General features: G+C 61.8%; 16 protein-coding genes. 7 read left to right on the top strand and 9 right to left on the bottom strand.

What is annotated here, in order from left to right; translation table 11 throughout:
- Positions 1-26 precede the first annotated feature (26 nt).
- The 3 genes from hydA to ACERZ8_RS03035 form a co-directional block, all read right to left on the bottom strand.
- Positions 27-1,487: a dihydropyrimidinase gene (hydA, locus tag ACERZ8_RS03025; protein ID WP_407590637.1), complete on the bottom strand. Its 1,461-nt coding sequence runs from the start codon at positions 1,485-1,487 to the stop codon at positions 27-29.
- 69 nt (positions 1,488-1,556) lie between these two features.
- A complete protein-coding gene (locus ACERZ8_RS03030) occupies positions 1,557-1,877 on the bottom strand; it encodes a hypothetical protein (RefSeq protein ID WP_407590639.1) in 321 nt (106 codons plus the stop codon).
- 10 nt (positions 1,878-1,887) lie between these two features.
- Positions 1,888-3,138: a Zn-dependent hydrolase gene (locus ACERZ8_RS03035; RefSeq protein ID WP_407594143.1), complete on the bottom strand. Its 1,251-nt coding sequence runs from the start codon at positions 3,136-3,138 to the stop codon at positions 1,888-1,890.
- A 158-nt stretch (positions 3,139-3,296) separates the two neighbouring features.
- Between ACERZ8_RS03035 and ACERZ8_RS03040 the strand changes: the two genes are divergently transcribed.
- Positions 3,297-3,908 carry a TetR family transcriptional regulator C-terminal domain-containing protein gene (locus tag ACERZ8_RS03040; protein WP_407590640.1) on the top strand — a complete coding sequence of 204 codons (612 nt, stop codon included), beginning with the start codon at positions 3,297-3,299 and terminating at the stop codon, positions 3,906-3,908.
- A 50-nt stretch (positions 3,909-3,958) separates the two neighbouring features.
- Here ACERZ8_RS03040 and ACERZ8_RS03045 read toward each other — a convergent pair whose 3' ends face one another.
- Positions 3,959-4,102 carry a hypothetical protein gene (locus ACERZ8_RS03045; RefSeq protein ID WP_407590641.1) on the bottom strand — a complete coding sequence of 48 codons (144 nt, stop codon included), beginning with the start codon at positions 4,100-4,102 and terminating at the stop codon, positions 3,959-3,961.
- A gap of 343 nt (positions 4,103-4,445) precedes the next feature.
- Between ACERZ8_RS03045 and ACERZ8_RS03050 the strand changes: the two genes are divergently transcribed.
- On the top strand, positions 4,446-4,940 hold the full coding sequence (locus ACERZ8_RS03050; protein ID WP_407594144.1) for a GNAT family N-acetyltransferase: 495 nt from the start codon (positions 4,446-4,448) through the stop codon (positions 4,938-4,940).
- Positions 4,941-5,010: 70 nt separating this feature from the next.
- Here ACERZ8_RS03050 and preA read toward each other — a convergent pair whose 3' ends face one another.
- The gene (preA, locus tag ACERZ8_RS03055; protein ID WP_407590642.1) at positions 5,011-6,312 is read right to left on the bottom strand and encodes an NAD-dependent dihydropyrimidine dehydrogenase subunit PreA; all 1,302 of its coding nucleotides are present in this window, start codon (positions 6,310-6,312) and stop codon (positions 5,011-5,013) included.
- 25 nt (positions 6,313-6,337) lie between these two features.
- Entirely contained in the window at positions 6,338-7,666 is a 1,329-nt protein-coding gene (locus tag ACERZ8_RS03060; protein WP_407590644.1) for an NAD(P)-dependent oxidoreductase, read from the bottom strand.
- 289 nt (positions 7,667-7,955) lie between these two features.
- Between ACERZ8_RS03060 and ACERZ8_RS03065 the strand changes: the two genes are divergently transcribed.
- A complete protein-coding gene (locus ACERZ8_RS03065) occupies positions 7,956-8,162 on the top strand; it encodes a cold-shock protein (protein WP_407590645.1) in 207 nt (68 codons plus the stop codon).
- A 176-nt stretch (positions 8,163-8,338) separates the two neighbouring features.
- Here ACERZ8_RS03065 and ACERZ8_RS03070 read toward each other — a convergent pair whose 3' ends face one another.
- The gene (locus tag ACERZ8_RS03070; RefSeq protein ID WP_407590646.1) at positions 8,339-8,953 is read right to left on the bottom strand and encodes an SOS response-associated peptidase; all 615 of its coding nucleotides are present in this window, start codon (positions 8,951-8,953) and stop codon (positions 8,339-8,341) included.
- Between the two features lies 1 nt (position 8,954).
- Entirely contained in the window at positions 8,955-9,590 is a 636-nt protein-coding gene (locus tag ACERZ8_RS03075) for an arylesterase (RefSeq protein ID WP_407590647.1), read from the bottom strand.
- A gap of 51 nt (positions 9,591-9,641) precedes the next feature.
- On the opposite strand from ACERZ8_RS03075, the gene ACERZ8_RS03080 reads away from it, so the two are divergent.
- The 4 genes from ACERZ8_RS03080 (at position 9,642) to ACERZ8_RS03095 (ending at position 14,341) form a co-directional block, all read left to right on the top strand.
- Positions 9,642-10,334 carry an ABC transporter ATP-binding protein gene (locus tag ACERZ8_RS03080; protein ID WP_407590648.1) on the top strand — a complete coding sequence of 231 codons (693 nt, stop codon included), beginning with the start codon at positions 9,642-9,644 and terminating at the stop codon, positions 10,332-10,334.
- Positions 10,331-12,859 carry an ABC transporter permease gene (locus ACERZ8_RS03085; protein WP_407590649.1) on the top strand — a complete coding sequence of 843 codons (2,529 nt, stop codon included), beginning with the start codon at positions 10,331-10,333 and terminating at the stop codon, positions 12,857-12,859. The genes ACERZ8_RS03080 and ACERZ8_RS03085 overlap by 4 nt, the downstream gene beginning before the upstream one ends.
- Before the next feature lie 67 nt (positions 12,860-12,926).
- The gene (locus tag ACERZ8_RS03090) at positions 12,927-13,796 is read left to right on the top strand and encodes an inositol monophosphatase family protein (protein ID WP_407590651.1); all 870 of its coding nucleotides are present in this window, start codon (positions 12,927-12,929) and stop codon (positions 13,794-13,796) included.
- On the top strand, positions 13,793-14,341 hold the full coding sequence (locus ACERZ8_RS03095; RefSeq protein ID WP_407590652.1) for a gamma-glutamylcyclotransferase family protein: 549 nt from the start codon (positions 13,793-13,795) through the stop codon (positions 14,339-14,341). Before ACERZ8_RS03090 ends, ACERZ8_RS03095 begins: the two co-directional genes overlap by 4 nt.
- Here ACERZ8_RS03095 and ACERZ8_RS03100 read toward each other — a convergent pair.
- Positions 14,312-15,706 (bottom strand): MATE family efflux transporter, encoded by a 1,395-nt coding sequence (locus ACERZ8_RS03100; protein WP_407590653.1) that lies wholly within the window; start codon positions 15,704-15,706, stop codon positions 14,312-14,314. The two genes, ACERZ8_RS03095 and ACERZ8_RS03100, sit on opposite strands and share 30 nt — an antisense overlap.
- Positions 15,707-15,776: the final 70 nt, after the last annotated feature.

Raw genomic sequence — 15,776 nt, forward strand, 5'->3', positions numbered from 1 at the left:
ACGTCTTCATACCGTATTCGACTGCATCAAATCCCCGCCGGAATATTCAAAGGATCACGCTCGATCATCTTGGGCGCGGTCAGCGCCTTCCACTTGCTCAAGGCCTGACTTGCCGACGAAAACGCAGGGCGCGGCACGAACTTGCCCCGCCCGGGTGCGGGTTGCGAATTCTGCCCCCAAGCCCAGATCACCTCACCGCGGGACAGCGTATAGCGGCTCTGCGCCTTCACTTCGAACCCTTCGAACACGTTGTAATCCAGCACCGAATGATGGTTGCTTGGCGAAATCGTCTTGGTGATCTTGGGGTCCCACACCACGATATCCGCATCGGCGCCTTCGACGATGGCCCCTTTCTTGGGATAGATGTTGAGAATCTTCGCCACATTCGACGATGTGCAGGCGACAAATTCGTTCGGCGTCAGCCGCCCCGTCTCGACCCCTTCGGTCCACAGCACGGCCAGACGTTCCTCCAGCCCGTTCGATCCGTTGGGGATGATGCGGAAATCGTCACGGCCCGCGCGCTTTTGGTCGGTATTGAACGCGGCATGATCTGTTGCCACGACCTGCAACGATCCGGCCTGCAATCCGGCCCAAAGACTGTCCTGATGGTCCTTGGACCGGAACGGCGGCGACATGACGCGACGCGCAGCATAGTCCCAGTCGGTGTCGAAATACACACTCTCATCCAAGGTCAAGAACTGGATCAGCGGCTCGCCATAGACGCGCATGCCCTTCTGACGCGCCCGGCGGATCGCCTCGTGCGCCTGCTCGCAGGACACATGTACGATATACAATGGCACGCCCGCCGCATCCGCAATGGTGATGGCACGGTTGGCCGCCTCCCCCTCGAATTCGGGCGGGCGGGAATAGGCGTGGCCCTCAGGCCCCGTGATCCCCTGATCGAAATATTTCTGCTGCATTTCAGCGACCAGATCGCCGTTTTCGGCATGGACCATGGGCAGCGCGCCCAACTCCGCGCAGCGCTTGAACGAGGCGAACATCTCGTCATCCTCAATCATAAGCGCACCCTTGTAGGCCATGAAATGCTTGAACGAGTTGACGCCCATATCGACGGCATCCTTCATCTCGTTGAAGACATCCTCGTTCCAGCCCGTGATCGCCATGTGATAGCCAACATCGGAACAGATCTGCGGCGCAGACTTGCGGTGCCATTCGTTGATCGCGTTCTTGATCGACCCATCCGCGCCCGGCAGGCAGAAATCCACGATCATGGTGGTGCCGCCGACCGCAGCCGCCCATGTGCCGGATTCGAAGGTTTCGGCCGCCGTGGTGCCCATGAACGGCATCTCAAGATGGGTGTGGGGGTCAATGCCGCCGGGGATGACGTACGCCCCCTCGGCGTCGATATATTCGTCGCCAGACAGGTCCTCGCCGATCTGCTTGATCACTTCGCCTTCGATCAGCACATCGGCTTTCCACGTCCGGTCTGCCGTGCAGACCATGCCACCTTTGATCACCTTGCTCATGTCATCTCTCCTCTGTCAGCTGTTTCTTCTGACGAAAAATACCACGGGGGTCTGGGGGCTGGCCCCCGGTCATACCGACGCAAAACACCCCAACGCCGGCCCATGCACACCTATGTCCAAAGGCCCGAAATCACTCTCAACACACAGCGAGAAATACCCCGCCAGCGGCAGATATACCACGCGATAAGACCCGTCAGTCCGGGTCACGCTCCAGCAGCGCTGTGTGATGCCGCCGGAAAAGTTCACTGTCGTCTCGAATGGCGGAACCAACGCGGACTGGAATGCGACCAAAGCGTTGCACTCGGCCCGCGTGGTGATCGGTGCCTCGACGATCTCCTCGCCGATCATCGCCTCGATACGTTCGGCCACACTCAGGTCAGGGTCAATCATCACGCGCCCCTCACCCGACAATCTCTGCTGTTTCGACCACCGCATGCATCAGCACATCCGTGCCCGCCATGGCCCAGTCTTTCGAAATCTCCTCAGCTTCGTTGTGGCTGAGGCCATCGACGCAGGGGCACATCACCATGGCTGTCGGGGCCACGCGGTTGATCCAGCACGCATCGTGCCCGGCGCCGGAAATTAGGTTCATGTGACTGTACCCAAGGCGCTCTGCTGCCGTGCGCACCGCACCCACACACCCCTCGTCAAAGGCCACCGGGTCAAACCCGCCCACTTTCTCGAATGCGATCTCAAGGCCCATGTCATCGGCGATCTTCTGGCCCTCGACACGCAACCGCGCTTCCATATCCTCGATCACGCTCAACTCGGGCGAGCGGAAATCGACGGTAAAGACAACCTTGCCCGGGATCACGTTGCGCGAGTTTGGATAGACATCGATATGACCTGCGGCACCCACAGCGTGCGGGGCGTGGGACCATGCGATCTCGTCCACTTTTTCCAGCACCCGCGCCATGCCCAGCCCTGCATTCTTGCGCATCGGCATGGGGGTTGAGCCGGTGTGACTGTCCTTGCCCGTGATGGTCACTTGGGTCCATGACAGGCCCTGACCGTGGGTCACCACGCCGATGTCCTTGCCTTCGGCCTCAAGGATCGGCCCCTGCTCGATGTGCAGCTCAAAGAACGCGTGCATCTTGCGCGCGCCTACGTCTTCGTCGCCACGCCAACCGATCCGGGTCAGCTCGTCGCCAAACTTTTTGCCGTCAGCGTCCTCGCGGTCATAAGCCCAGTCCTGCGTGTGTATGCCCGCAAACACGCCCGAAGACAGCATCGCAGGGGCATAGCGCGTGCCCTCTTCGTTGGTGAAATTCGTCACGACGATGGGATGTTTCGTCTTTACATCCAGATCATTTAGGGTGCGGATGATCTCCAGCCCACCCAGGACACCCAGCACGCCATCGTATTTGCCGCCCGTGGGCTGCGTGTCCAGATGCGAACCCACGTAGACGGGCAGTGCGTCCGGGTCAGTGCCCGCGCGCTCTGCAAACATGTTGCCCATCTGATCCAGACCCATGGTGCAGCCCGCCGCCTCGCACCACGACTGGAACAGGGCGCGGCCCTCGCCGTCTTCGTCCGTCAGGGTCTGACGGTTGTTGCCGCCCGCCACGCCGGGGCCGATCTTGGCCATTTCCATCAGGCTGTCCCAAAGCCGGTCGCCATTGATACGCAGGTTCTCACCCGGTGCCGCCATCTTATCCCCCGTCATGTCCGCAGCCGGACACTTTTTGACCAATTGGTAAAGCCACGATTGCCAAGGTGCGCTTTTGTGTCAAGAACTGCTTTGGTCAGAATTGCCTAGAGGGCACGCATCTGCCTAGACTTGTAGCATATCATTGCAAAGGATTGCACATGGCCGATGGCGTCCCCAAAAAGCCCACCCGCATCCAGCAGCGCAACAGGCACTTGATCCTCGATGCTGCGCTGGATGTGTTTTCGGCCCACGGTTATCGCGGAGCGACCCTTGATCAGATCGCCGAGGCCGCCGGGTTGTCCAAGCCGAACATCCTCTACTACTTCTCCGGCAAGGAAGAGATCCACGTCACCCTGCTCAATCAGTTGATGGAAACATGGCTCGACCCGCTGGTCGAACTGGATGCAGATGGCGATCCGATGACCGAACTGCTGGACTATGTGCACCGCAAGATCGACATGGCGCGCGATCTGCCACGCGAAAGCCGCCTGTTTGCGGGGGAAATCCTGCAAGGCGCGCCGCGTATGCATCCGCATCTCGAATCCGACCTGAAACCCCTGTTCGATGAAAAATGCGGGATCATTCAGGGCTGGATCGACGCGGGCAAAATCGCCCCGGTCGATCCGCGTCACCTGATCTTTTCCATCTGGTCGACAACGCAGCACTACGCCGATTTCGACGTCCAGGTGCAGGTGCTGTCAGATCAAGAGCCAATGGAAGGCGCGCGGCGCTATCTCGACACGCTGTTTCGCAGGGTGCTGGCCGTGTAGCGTACGGACGTGAACCACCTGAAGGCACGTTGCGCCATGAGGATGCCAAACTAGAAAAACAGAACATAGACCAACTGGATGAGCGCACCCGCCGGAACGGCAATCGCGCCTGCCACCAATGCAGCAGCCAGTAGAGTAGGTCGCACGGCAGGGGCGGTGATTCCAGCGACCGGTTTGGACGGGCTTTGTTTCATACCGTCTGTTAACCACGCTTTAGGTTTCTAAACGCTTAATCGCCGCATGGAATTGCCTCTTCAACAACATCCCAGCTTCGGCGCAGCGCTCGAAAGGCTCGGCGCGCATGTGGAGCGGATCGACATCAGCGGAGCAGCCCCGACCCAGATCATCAAACGCTTCGGGATGGCTTTCGCGCCGCGCGGGCCTCTCTGGCATGCCGAAGATGCAGTCGCTCTGCGCCGATCTCCGCTGCGGATCATCAACGCTGATCAGCCGAGTGATACGTACAGAAAGGCGGGGTTTCGCGCGCTCATGACCCCTGCCCATGTCGCCGAAATGAATCTGCGGGATACCGACCTGTTGGCAAGGGCAGGTGGAAAATGGCGAAACGCATGGCGCAAGTCGCAAAAATCCAACCTCAAACTCCGGCACACGCAATTCGATGCGGCCTTGCACAACTGGCTTCTTGTCGAAGATCGTAAACAACAACGTCGGCAAAAGTATCGCTCATTGCCGCACAGTATCATCCACAGCTTTTCGGCCATCAGCCCGCGTGATGTCATCGTGTTCTGCGCGCGGAAAAAGCACGACGACGTCGCCGCCATGCTGTTCCTGCAACACGGTGAGGTCGCGACATATCACGTGGGCTGGAGCAGCGCCCATGGCCGCCAGACAAATGCGCATTACGCCTTGTTGAAACACGCGGCCGATCACTTTGTCAGATGTGGCGTGACCCGGCTGGACCTTGGCACGGTGGATACGGAAAACGCGCCGGGTCTGGCCCGGTTCAAAATTGGCAGCGGCGCGCGGGTCCGTCCGCTGGGCGGCACCTGGCTGCGCATTCCGGGGCTATGATCCATGCCGTGTGACACCGGCCCACGCCGAGGCCCAGCCTAGCAGCAAGTCCGCCAAAACCGGTCCGCACTCACTCCGCCGCTGTCGCACTCGGGTTGTTGGGATGCGTCGTCCAGTTGGCGTATTCCGGTTCCACAACCTTTTTGGTGCGCGGATCGACTGTGCCGGGGTCCATCGCCTCCATGGTGATGCAATCTTCGACCGGGCAGACGTTGACGCACAGATTGCAGGCCACGCATTCCTCGTCGATCACCTCGAATACGCGGTCATCGGACATCGAAATCGCCTGATGTGACGTATCCTCGCAGGCCGCATAGCAGCGCCCGCACGAAATACACAGATCCTGATTGATCACAGCCTTGCTGACATAATTGAGGTTCAGGTACTGCCAGTCCGTCACATTCGGCACGGCGCGCCCGACCAGATCATCCAGACCGATCTGCTTTTCATCAAGGTAATCGCTCAACCCCGAGATCATCTCCTGAACGATCTTGAACCCATAGGTCATCGCCGCCGTGCACACCTGCACATTGCCCGCCCCAAGGGCGAGGAATTCGGCAGCGTCCTTCCACGTGGTCACCCCGCCAATCCCGCTGATGGGCAGACCGCGCAGATCGGGATCACGGGCGATCTCGGCTACCATGTTCAGCGCGATGGGCTTGACCGCAGGCCCGCAATACCCGCCATGCGCGCCCTTGCCGTCAATGGTCGGCTCTGGCGAAAACAGGTCGAGGTCGACGGACGTGATCGAGTTGATCGTGTTGATCAGTGACACCGCATCGGCCCCGCCATCCTTGGCCGCCTGCGCCGGTTTGCGCACATCCGTGATGTTGGGCGTCAGCTTGACGATCACCGGCATCCGCGTGTGTTTCTTGACCCAGCGTGTTACCATTTCGATGTATTCGGGCACCTGCCCGACGGCAGACCCCATACCCCGCTCGGACATCCCGTGCGGGCAGCCAAAGTTCAGCTCGACCCCGTCCGCGCCGGTGTCTTCGACCAGCGGCAGGATGCGCTTCCACGGGTCTTCCTCGCAGGGCACCATCAGGCTCACAACCATGGCCCGGTCGGGATAGTCACGCTTGACGGCCTTGATCTCTTGCAGGTTCACCTCAAGCGGGCGGTCGGTGATCAATTCGATGTTGTTCAGCCCCAAAAGGCGGCGATCCGCCCCGTAAATCGCGCCGTATCGTGGCCCGTTGACGTTCACGACAGGCGGCCCTGCCTCGCCAAGCGTCTTCCAGACCACACCGCCCCACCCGGCCTCAAAGGCGCGGCGGACATTGTATTCCTTGTCGGTCGGCGGGGCCGAGGCCAGCCAGAACGGATTGGGGCTTTTGATGCCCAGAAAGTCACTTGTCAGATCAGCCATTTGCCTAGCTCCCTTGCGAAGGGGATCACCCCGCCCCCATCAAAACGTCATGAATGTCCATCGCCGCATCGCGCCCCTCGGCCACGGCTGTCACGGTCAGATCGTCGCCACCCGAAGCGCAATCACCGCCCGCCCAGATGCCGTCCACGCTCGTGCGCCCGGCACCGGTCACCGCGATTTTGCCACCCGTCAACTCGGGCAGGCCGTCGCCTTCCAACGTCTGGCCAATGGCGCGCAGCACCTGATCGGCGGCGATGCGCACGCTTTGCCCTGTTCCGCTCATGTCGGCGTTCACATATTCGAACTCGATCTCACGGACTGCGCCGTTGCCATGAATGGCCGTCGGGACAACATGGGTCATGATCCGCACGCCCTTAGAGGCGGCGAGGTCCTGTTCGAACACACTCGCATTCATCCGATCACGCCCGCGCCGATAGGCCAGCGTCACGTTGAGCGCACCCAACAGCTTGGCTTGCACCGCCGCATCAACGGCCGTCATGCCTCCGCCGATCACAACCACATCGCGGCCCACGGGCAGCGTCGCCACATCCCCGGCCTGCCGCAAATCGGCGATGAAATCGACAGCATTCAGAACGCCCTCCTTGTCGCCCCCGTCGATGGCAAGGCCATTCACGCCGACCAATCCCATACCAAGGAAAACGGCATCGTACTCGGCCTTCAACCCCTCCAGCGTCACATCCCGACCCAGCGCCGTGCCATGTTCCAGCGTGATGCCACCAATCCCAAGCAGCCAGTCCACTTCGGCCTGGGCAAATCCTTCGGGTGTCTTGTAGGCGGCGATCCCGTATTCATTCAGCCCACCGGGCTTCTCGCGGGCATCCATGACAACCACATCATGCCCCAGCATCGCGAGGCGGTGGGCACAGGCCAGACCAGCGGGGCCCGCACCGACTACGGCGATCTTTTTGCCGGTCGCCTCTGCACGGGTGAATGGATGAATGCCCTGCTCTTGCAGATGATCAGTGGCATAGCGTTGCAACTGGCCGATCAGCACCGGCTTGCCCTCTGCCATCTCGCGCACGCAGGCCTCTTCGCACAGTGTCTCGGTCGGACACACACGGGCGCACATGCCGCCCATGATGTTCTGGGTCAGAATGGTCTTGGCCGCAGCATCGGGCGTGCCGGTGGCGATCTGGCGAATGAACAGCGGAATGTCGATATCCGTCGGACAGGCCGTGATACATGGCGCATCATGGCAGAAGTAGCAGCGATCGGCGGCCACAAGCGCTTCGTGCGCATCCAGTGCAGGATGCAGGTCAGCAAAGTTTTCCGCATAGTCCGCGGCATCCAACCGGCCCGCAGCCACGCCCGGCGTGAAAGGAGATTGCGTCATGATTGCTCCACAGCGACAAGTGTTTCGTGGCAAAACGCTCTCATAGACTATTATTTTTATCAACTGGTAAAATTATTCAGAGCGTATCAATTCTGTGCCGCTGCCCAAAGAAGCGGCAAGTTGCCAGAAACACAAAACCGATCCAAAAAACTTGATTTGCATTAAAAACCAGCCATCTTTGGCGTGCTACATCATCTATCGAACTGCTCCTACCGGCTCAGTCATTCGATCTCATGACGACGCCGAGCTGCCGCATAGTGCGGGCAGGACAAGACGAGGAGTAAAGACGATGGCCACTGGCACCGTCAAATGGTTCAACACAACGAAGGGTTATGGCTTCATCGCGCCGGAAAGCGGCGGCAAGGACATTTTTGTCCATATTTCAGCGGTCGAACGGTCCGGACTGACCGGTCTGGCTGACAACCAAAAAGTCACATTCGACCTCGAAGCGGGCCGTGACGGGCGCGAAAGTGCCGTGAATATCGCGCTGGTCTGAGGGCCAAAAACCACCACAAGGTTTCAAGGCGGTGCAGAACCATTGCGCCGCCTTTTCTGTCTGATGTAACTGGCCGTCAATCGCCGCACCCCTTCTCTGATTGAAAAAATTCGGGGAGCCGCGCCAGCGACGGGGCAGAGCCCCTCAGAAAACAGCGTCGCGCAGCGTCATTTGTCTCACACTCCGTCCCAGTCGACATCCCCTGCCTCTGAAATCTCCAGACGCCCCTCGGGCGAGGGCAGCATCAGCGCTTTGGCTGCGTCCAGATCATCCCCCATCCAAACTGTCAGATCATCACGCTCCAGCAGAACGCCCATGCGGTGATGGATCGGCGCGACATCGCCGTTCGGCGCGCAGGTTACCGCAGCAACCTGCGGCACGTTCATGCCCCCGGGTGCAGTCCACACATCGGTGATCGCGGCGAAATACAGGAAACCCCCGCCCTTCGGCGCAATCCGCCACGCAGTCTTGCGCCGCTTTTCACCCGTCCACTCATACCAGCCATTTACGGGGATCACGGCCCGACCGACCCCTTCAAAGGCGGACTTGTCAAACACGGTTTCGCTGCGCGCATTGATGATCTGTTCCATCACTGGTCGGCCTCGCGCATTCACGCGGCCCACAGGCACAATGCCCCAGCGCATCCGCGACAACGCACCGTCAAAGACAACGATCTCCTGCCCCGGTGCGATATTGCGCCGCGCAGGTTCGTTACCCACAACGCCCACCTCAACATTCAATGCGTCGGCCACTGCTGCCATCGGGTCCGTCAGGAAAAACCGCCCCGGCATGTCACTGCGCCCGGTTGATCAGGTCCAGAACTGCAGGCCCCAACCCTTCGACAATGCGCGCCACGCCTGCGGCATTCGGATGAATACCGTCCGCCTGCATAAACGCGCCCAGACTGGCCGGATCGACGCCAGCACCGCCCAACCCCTCAAAGAAACTCTCGACAAACAGCGTGTCATAAGCAGACGCCAGATCCGGATACATCCCGTCAAATGCCGCCTTGTACTCAGGCCCGTAATTCCCGGGCGCTTGCATACCCACCAGCAACACATCCACATCCGCGGCGTTCGCAGCGCTCAGAATACCGTCGAGGTTGGCGCGGCTGACCTCCGGCGCAATCCCACGCAACAAATCATTGCCCCCCAGCGTCACGATCAGCGCATCGACATCCGGGGTGAGGGTCCAATCGACCCTACTCAGGCCACCGGCCGTGGTATCTCCGGACACGCCCGCGTTGATCACGTCGACATCATGGCCCTGATCCTGCAGCCAGCGTTCAAGTTGCGGCACAAATCCCTGCTCCGCAGGCAGCCCATAGCCTTGGGTCAGACTGTCACCAAGGGCCGCGATCGTCACACCCTGCGACCAGGCCAGCGCGGGCCAAAAAACCAGAACAATCACGCCCATTGCCTTGCTCATGCTGATCTGACCTCCATATGACCCCGTAACAGACAATAAAGGCGCTTGTTGATGTCCGATCCAGTCCTGTCTCTTAAAAATGCGGCGCTCAGCCTTGATGGCAATGCCGGGCGGGTGGATATTCTGCACGGCATCACGCTGGATATCGCGCGCGGAGAGACGGTGGGGCTTGTCGGACCATCCGGTTCGGGAAAATCCTCGCTGCTCATGATCATGGGCGGGCTCGAACAGGCCACAGGCGGCAGCATCCACGCCCTCGGCCAGGATCTCACAGAGATGAACGAAGATGCCCTTGCCCGCTTTCGCCGCGGCCACATGGGCGTTGTATTCCAGTCCTTCCACCTGATCCCGACCATGACGGCCCTCGAAAACGTCGCCACGCCATTGGAGCTTGCGGGCGCGCGCGATGCCTTTGAACGGGCCGCAGCCGAACTTGAGGCCGTCGGCCTCGGGCACCGCTCCGGCCACTACCCCAGCCAGATGTCGGGAGGAGAGCAACAGCGCGTCGCCCTCGCCCGCGCCTCAGTCACCCGGCCCGAAATCTTGCTGGCAGACGAACCGACCGGCAACCTTGATGGTGCCAACGGCACGGCCATCATGGACCTACTTTTCGATCTGCGCGACCGGCATGGCGCGACATTGGTTCTTGTCACTCATGCGCCCGAATTGGCCGCGCGCTGTGATCGTGTGATCCAACTGGCCGACGGGCAGATCGCGCCGGACATGAAGGCTGCCGCCGAATGAGCCTTGCCACCTCGGCCCGTTTTGCAGCACGCGAATTGCGCGGCGGCCTGAAGGGTTTTCGTATTTTCCTCGCCTGTCTTGCCCTTGGGGTGGCGGCCATCGCCGCCGTCGGCTCGGTCCGCTCCGCCATCGAGGCGGGGCTGGAGCGCGAAGGCGCGGCGCTGCTCGGTGGAGACGCCGAGCTGGACTTCACCTACCGTTTCGCCAGCCCGGAAGAGCTGGCGTGGATGAACGAGGTCGCCACCGACGTCTCGGAAATCGCCGACTTCCGATCCATGGCCGTGGTGGACGGCCCGGACGGGGCCGAAAGGGGCCTGACCCAGATCAAGGCGGTCGATGATGCCTATCCGCTGATCGGCACAGTCGAACTCACACCGGACATGCCGCTTGATGAGGCCCTTGCCGTGCAAAATGGCCTGCCTGGCGCGGTGATGGAGCGTGCATTGATCGACCGCCTCGGCCTTTCTGTGGGCGACACGTTCCGGCTTGGCACACAGGATTTCATCCTCAGCGCCGAACTTACCCGCGAACCGGACAGTGCCGCAGGCGGGTTCGCTCTGGGGCCGCGCACCATCCTGCTGCGCACCAGCCTTGAAAACGCGCAACTGCTGGCCGCGGGCACACTGTTTTCCTCAAAATACCGCCTGACCCTGCCCCCCGGCACCGATCTGGCAGCGCTTGAGGCCGATGCCAGAGAACGCTTTGAAAACAGCGGTCTGCGCTGGACGGATTCGCGCAATGGCGCGCCGGGCGTGTCGGAATTCGTCGATCGCTTGGGCGCGTTTCTGGTGCTTGTGGGCCTGTCGGGCCTTGCCGTGGGTGGTGTCGGCGTATCCGCAGCCGTGCGTGCCTATCTCGCCGAAAAGACCAGCGTGATCGCCACCCTGCGCACGCTCGGGGCCGAACGCAGCACCATTTTCCAGACTTATTTCATCCAGATCGGCACGCTGTCCCTCCTTGGTATTGCCATCGGTCTTGCGCTTGGCGCGCTGCTGCCCGTGGCCCTTGCCCCGATCATCGAGGCGCGTCTGCCGATCCCTGCCAGCTTTGCCATCTATCCGGGCCCACTGCTGGAATCCGCCATCTACGGTCTGCTCACCGCCTTCGTCTTTACCCTTTGGCCACTGGCACGGGCCGAGGATGTGCGCGCCGCCACCCTGTTTCGTGACGCACTTGGCACGGCGCGGCTGTTGCCCGCGCCGCGCTATCTGGTCTGGATCGCCCTTGGGCTCATCGCGCTGATCGGGCTGGCGGGGCTGTTTTCGGGCACATGGTGGCTGACGCTGTGGACGTCAGGCGGCATCGCCTTCGCACTCGCTTTGCTGGCTATCGCGGCCACCGGCATCCGCTGGCTTTCGCGCCGCGCAGCGGCTCGGGCCCAGGGACGGCCAGCACTGCGCTGGGCGCTGGGTGCGATTTCCGGCACCCGCGAAGGGGCGGCCTCGGTTGTCCTGTCACTTGGCCTTGGCCTGTCCGTTCTGGCGGCAGTCGGTCAGATCGACGGCAACCTGCGCAACGCCATTTCCGGCAACTTGCCCGAAATCGCGCCCAGCTATTTCTTTGTCGACATCCAGCGCGACCAGATGGCAGGTTATACCGAGCGTCTGGAAAATGACCCCGCCGTCAGCCGCATCGACAGCGCGCCAATGCTGCGCGGCATCATCACCCAGATCAACGGACAACCGGCGGCTGAGGTCGCAGGTGATCACTGGGTCATCCAAGGCGATCGGGGTCTGACCTACTCTGAAACCCCCACCGAAAACACGCGCATCACCGAAGGCGAATGGTGGCCCGAAAACTACACCGGCCCACCGCAAATCAGCTTTGCCGCCGAAGAGGCCGAAGAGATGGGGATTGGCATCGGCGACGCACTGACCATCAACATCCTCGGGCGCGATATCACCGGCACGATCACATCCCTGCGCGAAGTTGATTTTTCCACCGCGGGCATCGGCTTTATCCTGTCGATGAACCCAAGTGCGCTCCAAGGCGCGCCGCATACGTTCATTTCGACGGTCTATGCTGAAGATGCGTCGGAGGCACAGATCCTGCGCGATATCGCCAACGCCTATCCCAACGTGACAGCCATTCGTGTGCGGGATGCCATTGACCGGGTGGCTGACGTGCTGGCAGGGCTGGCCGCTGCAACCTCCTACGGTGCGGCCGCCACACTCCTCACCGGGTTTCTTGTACTGATCGGCGCCGCCGCCGCCGGAACGCAGGCCCGCACCTACGAGGCGGCCGTGTTGAAAACGCTCGGGGCCACACGGCGGCGCATCCTGATCAGCTTTGCCACCCGCGCTGCCCTCTTGGGGCTGGGTGCTGGTGCTGTTGCACTGGCCGCAGGGATCGCAGGCGGTTGGGCCGTCAGCACTTATGTGATGGATACGGATTTCACCGTCATCTGGCCCTCTGCCCTTGCCATCATCATCGGCGGTGTGAGTGCGACGCTGATCGCCGGCCTTGCCTTTGCATGGGGTCCGCTCGCCGCGCGCCCCGCCCAGGTGCTGCGCGGGCGCGAATAAGCCGCGTTGCGACCCCAAGGCCCGCATGTCAGTTTGCGCACAGCAATGGAATCATGAAAGGCCCACCATGACCGACCAGTTGCCGATGTCCGTCACCGCACCGCTTACACCTGCCCAGAAAACCCAGTTGATCAACCTGATTCGCCGCGCCGCGTGGGCTGAGATCATGCCGCGCTTTCGGATGCTGGACGCAGGAGAGATCGGCACCAAGAAGGACGAAAACGATCTGGTCACCGCCGCCGACACCGGCGCCGAGGCGATGATCACGCGGGGGCTGCAAATGGCCTTTCCCCACGCCCTCATCATCGGGGAAGAGGCCGTGTCGAAGGACGCCAACCTGCTCAAAGGGATCGCCGAGGCCGAGTTGAGCTTTATCATCGACCCGGTGGACGGCACGTGGAACTTTGCCAAGGGCATGCCGCTGTTTGGAACGATCATCGCAGTGTGCCGGTTCGGCCAGCCCGTTCTGGGGTTGATCTTTGATCCGGTGGGCGATGACCTGATCATCACCGACAACACTTCGCCCAGTGTCTGGCAGACCCGGTCGGGGCGGCACCGTCCGATCCGCACTGCCGATCCCAAACCGCTTGACGAGATGGCGGGGTACATGCACATCCGCCTGATGCCACCGGCTGACCGCGCGCTGATGTGGTCGCGGGTCGGCGTGCTGGGCTATGTCGGCACGTTGCGCTGTTCGGCACATGAATACAGGCTGCTGGCCACCGGGGCTGCGGACTTCATCCTGTCGGGTCACCTGAACTGCTGGGATCACGCGGCAGGCGTTCTGCTGTGCCAGCAAGCCGGGGGCAAATCCGCCATGCTCAGCGGCGAGGCCTACAACGCATCCATGACGACGGGCTACCTTCTCAGCGCGTCGTGCGAGGCGGTCTGGGACACTGTCGCCAGCCATTTTGCAGACCTCGCGTCGGACACATGACGCCCTGGTTCTTTGGATATGGCAGCCTCGTCAATCGTGCCACGCACAGCTATCCCGAGGCTCAGGTCGCAACCCTGCACGGATGGCGGCGGGTGTGGGTGCGCACCGCATTGCGCGAGGTCGTCTTCCTATCGATCCACCCCGCCGCAGGGCACAGCATCCACGGTCTGATCGCAAGCGTGCCGAACGCGGACTGGGGCGCGCTGGACCTGCGTGAAAGCGGCTATGCCCGCATCAACGCAACGCCCCATGTGTCCCACGACGCACCCGCCAGCAGCATCGCTGCCTATCAGGTGCCAGCGGACCGCCAGCGCCATGGGGGTGATCATTGCATATTGCTCAGCTACCTCGACGTGGTGGTGCAAGGTTTCGTGCGCGAGTTCGGAGAGGACGGGGCGCGCGCGTTTTTCGACACGACAGACGGCTGGGACACCCCGGTGGTCGATGACCGCGCCGCACCTCGTTACTCCCGGGCGCAGTCCCTTACGGCGCAGGAACGGGCACTGACCGACGATCTACTTGCGCAGGTTCAGCAGCGACAATAACCGCCCCTCGCGGGCAAACCGGTCACGCGGGGCGTCGGCCACGCCGCCCGCCTCGATCACACGCAGCGCCAGCACCCATGCGATCACACCAAACACAACGCCTGCCAGCGCCTGCCCGATCAACACGCCCGGCGCCCCGAACAGGGCCGCGCCCAGCCAGACCATCGGCACCATGGCCAGCGTGTTGCGCCCCCAGTTCATGCCGGTGGAATAAAACGGATGGCCAAGGTTGTTGAACGCCGCGTTGCTGATGAACAGAACCCCGTTGAAAAAGAACAGCAGCGCCAGCGGCCCGCAGAACAGGTACACCAGTTCGCGGGTGATGCCGGTCGCTGAAAACAGATCGGCAATGGGCCCGCGCAGGGCAAACAGCACGACGGAAATCACCACGACGACAGTGGCGGCAAAGATCAGCGCCGCGTTGAATCCCGCTCTCACCCGGTCATATTTTCGGGCACCAAAATTCTGGCCCAGAATGGGGCCGACAGCCCCCGACAACGCAAAGATCACGGCGAATGACACCGGCATCAGTCGCCCCACAATGGCCATGCCCGCAACGGCCTCAAGCCCGTATTGGGCCATCGACCGGGTGACGATGGCCTGCCCCACCGGGGTGGCGAGTTGCGTCAGGATCGCGGGAAACCCGATACCGACCAGAGGCGTGAAATCCTTCACCATCCCCGACAGGTTGGGCCGCGGAAATCCACCGTGATGGCGCAGGATCGGGATCACCGCGGTCACCCCGATCACCACGCGCGCCGCGACAGAGGCAAGGGCCGCCCCGGTAAGATCAAGGCCCAGACCAAAAATCAGGATGGGGTCGAGCACCGCATTGACCCCTCCACCATAGATCGTGGCCATCATCGCGCGGCGCGCATCGCCGTGGGCGCGCAGAATACCGCCGCCCATCATGCCAACGACAAGGAACGGCAGCGATGGCACGATGATGCGCAGATACCCCTCGGCCAGCGTCGCGGTTTCCCCTGTTGCCCCGATCCAGGACACAAACAGGGGCACGTTGATCCACACAAATGCGGCAAAGGCAGCACCGAACCCGATGCCGTAGATCAGACCGTGAGTGCTGCGCGCCCGCGCCTCCTCTTCGTTTCCGGCCCCCAGCGAACGGGCGACCAGCGCGCCCACGGCAATCGCCATGCCGATGGAAAAGGACGTGGTGAAAAACAGGATCGACCCGGCATAGCCGACGGCAGCGGCCAGTTCGGCCTTGCCCAGCATCGCAATGAAAATCATGTCGATAAAATCGACCAGAAACACCGCCGTGATGCCCAGCGCCGAGGTCAGCGACATCACCGTCACATGACGCAACAGCGATCCCGAAACGAACTTGGCCTGCACATCAGCCACAGGCCCGTCCCTTCTCTGATTTCAAAAAATCCCCCCCGGAGGGCCGATCAAAGCCAACACGCGGGGGGCA

Origin of the sequence: Tateyamaria armeniaca, from assembly GCF_045797845.1 — a bacterium.
In the GTDB taxonomy this organism is placed as follows: Bacteria; Pseudomonadota; Alphaproteobacteria; order Rhodobacterales; family Rhodobacteraceae; genus Tateyamaria; species Tateyamaria armeniaca.

Bases quoted from the DNA above. Each gene is read 5' to 3' on its own strand.
- hydA (WP_407590637.1), bottom strand. From the start codon at position 1,487: ATGAGCAAGGTGATCAAAGGTGGCATGGTCTGCACGGCAGACCGGACG.
- ACERZ8_RS03030 (WP_407590639.1), bottom strand. From the start codon at position 1,877: ATGATTGACCCTGACCTGAGTGTGGCCGAACGTATCGAGGCGATGATC.
- ACERZ8_RS03035 (WP_407594143.1), bottom strand. From the start codon at position 3,138: ATGGCGGCACCGGGTGAGAACCTGCGTATCAATGGCGACCGGCTTTGG.
- ACERZ8_RS03040 (WP_407590640.1), top strand. From the start codon at position 3,297: ATGGCCGATGGCGTCCCCAAAAAGCCCACCCGCATCCAGCAGCGCAAC.
- ACERZ8_RS03045 (WP_407590641.1), bottom strand. From the start codon at position 4,102: ATGAAACAAAGCCCGTCCAAACCGGTCGCTGGAATCACCGCCCCTGCC.
- preA (WP_407590642.1), bottom strand. From the start codon at position 6,312: ATGGCTGATCTGACAAGTGACTTTCTGGGCATCAAAAGCCCCAATCCG.
- ACERZ8_RS03060 (WP_407590644.1), bottom strand. From the start codon at position 7,666: ATGACGCAATCTCCTTTCACGCCGGGCGTGGCTGCGGGCCGGTTGGAT.
- ACERZ8_RS03065 (WP_407590645.1), top strand. From the start codon at position 7,956: ATGGCCACTGGCACCGTCAAATGGTTCAACACAACGAAGGGTTATGGC.
- ACERZ8_RS03070 (WP_407590646.1), bottom strand. From the start codon at position 8,953: ATGCCGGGGCGGTTTTTCCTGACGGACCCGATGGCAGCAGTGGCCGAC.
- ACERZ8_RS03075 (WP_407590647.1), bottom strand. From the start codon at position 9,590: ATGAGCAAGGCAATGGGCGTGATTGTTCTGGTTTTTTGGCCCGCGCTG.
- ACERZ8_RS03080 (WP_407590648.1), top strand. From the start codon at position 9,642: ATGTCCGATCCAGTCCTGTCTCTTAAAAATGCGGCGCTCAGCCTTGAT.
- ACERZ8_RS03085 (WP_407590649.1), top strand. From the start codon at position 10,331: ATGAGCCTTGCCACCTCGGCCCGTTTTGCAGCACGCGAATTGCGCGGC.
- ACERZ8_RS03090 (WP_407590651.1), top strand. From the start codon at position 12,927: ATGACCGACCAGTTGCCGATGTCCGTCACCGCACCGCTTACACCTGCC.
- ACERZ8_RS03095 (WP_407590652.1), top strand. From the start codon at position 13,793: ATGACGCCCTGGTTCTTTGGATATGGCAGCCTCGTCAATCGTGCCACG.